1 protein-coding gene is annotated in these 707 nt (G+C 40.2%); it reads right to left on the bottom strand.

The window, feature by feature from the left end; translation table 11 throughout:
• Window positions 1-36: 36 nt before the first annotated feature.
• Window positions 37-707, bottom strand: a 671-nt coding sequence (gene yidC, locus A3766_RS20835) for a membrane protein insertase YidC (RefSeq protein WP_156509010.1), incomplete at its 5' end; no start/stop codon positions are given.

Raw genomic sequence — 707 nt, 5'->3', positions numbered from 1 at the left:
CTTGATAATATTCACTCATATCAAGAACAGGGTAGATTAAGCGTTAGCTTTTTCGATTTGTCTGGTAATTACCCACTGCTGTGCAATCGACAGAATATTGTTTACTAACCAGTAAAGAACTAGCCCTGAAGGGAACCATAAGAAGAAAACAGTCATTACAACAGGCATAATCTTCATGATCTTAGCTTGCATTGGATCAGGCGGAGATGGATTTAGCTGCATTTGGATAGCCATACTTGCACCCATCAGAATCGGCAGAATGAAGTAAGGATCCATTACCGATAGATCGTGAATCCAGAACATAAATGGAGCATGGCGTAATTGAACACTCTCCATCAAAACCCAGTATAAAGCGATAAATACAGGCATCTGAACAAGAATAGGCAGACAACCACCAAGAGGATTAATTTTCTCTTTCTTATAGAGCTCCATCATTCCTTGAGACATCTTCTGACGATCATCGCCATACTGTTCTTTTAAAGCTTGTAGCTTAGGTGCTACCCGACGCATATTCGCCATAGAACGATAACTTGCAGCCGACAACTTGAAGAACAAAGCCTTAACACAAACAGTCACTAGAATAATTGCAAAACCCCAGTTCAATACAATGCCATAGAAGAAATCAAGCAATAGGAATAGTGGCGTTGCTACCCAGAATAACCAACCAAAATCTACGGTTAAATCAAGGTTTGGTGCAATAGCTTCCA

The sequence above is a fragment of the Oleiphilus sp. HI0132 genome (genome assembly GCF_001635845.1).
Note: the sequence above shows the minus strand (reverse complement) of the source record. Positions and strands in the feature narration are given on the sequence as shown.